This is a genomic window from Paenibacillus sp. USDA918EY (assembly GCF_009870825.1).
Classification (GTDB): domain Bacteria; phylum Bacillota; class Bacilli; order Paenibacillales; family Paenibacillaceae; genus Paenibacillus_AQ; species Paenibacillus_AQ albilobatus.
In genome coordinates this window covers 1-2,507 of sequence record NZ_WTWY01000040.1, presented here as the reverse complement: position 1 = coordinate 2,507, position 2,507 = coordinate 1, and the positions used below count along the sequence as shown (strand labels likewise).

Below are 2,507 nucleotides of genomic sequence, written 5' to 3'. Positions count from 1 at the left end.
TCCCCTCCTCTTAAATTGTTTTCTACAGACGTTTGAGGCTTGTTTTCAGGCGTTCTACCTATCAATCGATACAATTTACCATGGAAGAATCAAAATGCCCGAAATCATTCCTTATCTATGCGTAGTACAGCACCCCACTACCGCAAGCAATTCGTAATTCAATCCAATTCCCGGCGCTTGCTCGAAGATATAGGCGGCTGCCGATCTTCTTGACGTAATAGCGCATGAACGAACTGTCTCCTCTCTTTTTATTGATTACTGCACTCAGCGGAGTTTTGCTTTTCTTGATTAGCAATCCATTCATCTAAACTTGATTTACGGAACATAATACGGTTGCCGATTCTATACGCAGGAATTTGTTTATCTCGAACCATTTCACGAAGCTTATAGGTACTTGCTCCAATATAAGGAGCCGCCTCTTTTAGAGTAAGATGGTTAGACATTTTACTCACCCCCTTCCGCCCACTTTATCGGGCAAAACCATAATAACCCACTTTGCCCACTTTTTCAAGCATTTATCACAAAAAACTTTATTTTGCCCACAATAGTGCGTATAATGTGAATCAAAGGAGGCGTGATTGCACTGATGGAACTAAAAGATTTTGGTAATGAAATGCGCAGGCTACGAAATGAAAAGAATATGACAATAAGACAATTAGAAGAGGCTTCTAAGGTATCTAATTCATATATTTCTCAAATAGAAAAAGGTGAAAAATTACCTTCACCTGAGATATTAAGGAAACTGGCCCCTCATTTAGGGGTAACCCATTCGGAATTAATGTTTAAAGCTGGTCATATTGGAATTGATGAAGTAAACACAAATTACGCGGCGGCTGTACAAGCACAAAGTGTCTTTGATTTCTTCAAAATTCTAAAGGAAAAATACAATGTCCAAGATGATTTGCCAGAGCATTTAAAAGCAGGTCTAGCCGAAATTATTAGTGAACACAAAATCACAGGAATCACTGAAGCAAACTTCCTACCGTCTTTAGAAAAAGTAAGGGATGGCATTATTGACAGACTTAAAAATGGAGATCCGCTTGAAGCCTATTTAGCAGATCACCATGATCTGTTCCGTATCCAATACCAATTTGCTAAAAAATACTTTGAAGAATCAAAAGATAAAACAAGTCCAATAGCACAAAACATAAAATATTTTATAAGCCTTTTGATCGGGGACAGAGAGCGCGACTTTCTAGGTAGTATTGAACAAGTATTGAGTGAACGAATCGGTGAATTAATCGAAAAATACAACATAAGCTTGACGCGTAAAATTACTGTAAGTGATGAAAACGGAGTCCGACAGGATATTCCAGAACAGTATTCAGACATGATTCTTGAAATTGATAATCCTCAGTTTCAGTGGGAGGTTCTCCAAGAACTACAGAATATTGCACATGAATTTCACATTAAGTGGAATTCAGCTTATGAGGTGGGAGCAAGACAGCCGCGGCCAAAAAAACTAGAGGACATAATTCAACGCGAGAGGATCACATACAACGGTCACCTTCTGGAAGAAGAAGATCGTCAACGTGTTCTCGAAATGTTAAAACTCCTTTTCCCAAATCACAGATAGGACTAAGAAAGGAATCGACATGAAGAGACGTAAAAAGTTCAACATCACAGAAATAAACGGAACCGAATCTCCATATGAATGGTTCGCTCAAAAGATTCAAGAGTACGCCAATGAACAATATGGCATGCACATTAAAGTTGAATTAATCAATCACGAAAATAACACACCAAGGAAGCCGAGAACGTGAAAAGGAAGTTGAAATTCAACATACATTACGAACGAGCCGGAACCGACGAACAAGCAGCCGCCATCATCAAATCAATAGCGAAACGGGCTATCCAAGAAGTTCTGAATAAACATGGAGCAGTTGCCCACAATCTTGATGAAGTGCTGGACAAATATATACGCCCGACCACCCTCCGCGGTCGGCGGAGTCATAATGTAAAGGGATGACCTAACGAACCGGTAGGTCATCTGAAATGACTGGACGGACCGTCGAGTCATCAAATTTAGAAGGTATCCATGAAAAGCGGATACCTTGAATACAGTCCGAATTATGGACAGATTTATGAGGTTATTTCTGGTAAGGGCTCGTTTCAATCTAGGGCGTCTATGGATGCGGTAAGTTACCGCCCTCCTTGCTGTGCGAAGGTATTCCCGAAATGGTAACACCCTTGAAAATAAAACTGAGAACGCAATTTTGCGTTTTCAAAAAATTTGGATTCCGTTATCAAAAAGCGCGAATCAACAAACCATCATTTTTACGGCGGTGGGGTCATTTCAAATGAGGGCCCCCCTGTATGGACCGAACAGCCATCAATTCATATAGAGTTAATTTACACCCTGAAATGAACCAAAAAAGCGACCAGCACAATGACCAGCACAGCGACCAGCAGAAAACGGAAAAGCGACCAGCAGAAACCCTTACGGGACAAGGGTTTGCAGACCAAGGCGACCAGCAGAATTTTGAAGAGCGACCAGCACAGCGACC

3 protein-coding genes are annotated in these 2,507 nt (G+C 40.8%); 2 read left to right on the top strand and 1 reads right to left on the bottom strand.

Going from position 1 to position 2,507, the window contains the following annotated elements; genetic code table 11:
* Nucleotides 1-248 precede the first annotated feature (248 nt).
* On the bottom strand, nt 249-443 hold the full coding sequence (locus GQY55_RS30620; protein ID WP_160045705.1) for a helix-turn-helix domain-containing protein: 195 nt from the start codon (nt 441-443) through the stop codon (nt 249-251).
* A gap of 143 nt (nt 444-586) precedes the next feature.
* Between GQY55_RS30620 and GQY55_RS30615 the strand changes: the two genes are divergently transcribed.
* Together GQY55_RS30615 and GQY55_RS30610 are read left to right on the top strand one after the other, a co-directional pair.
* The gene (locus GQY55_RS30615) at nt 587-1,576 is read left to right on the top strand and encodes a helix-turn-helix domain-containing protein (RefSeq protein WP_160045704.1); all 990 of its coding nucleotides are present in this window, start codon (nt 587-589) and stop codon (nt 1,574-1,576) included.
* A 183-nt stretch (nt 1,577-1,759) separates the two neighbouring features.
* Complete coding sequence (locus tag GQY55_RS30610) at nt 1,760-1,969, top strand: hypothetical protein (RefSeq protein WP_160045703.1); 210 nt, start codon at nt 1,760-1,762, stop codon at nt 1,967-1,969.
* Nucleotides 1,970-2,507 lie beyond the last annotated feature (538 nt).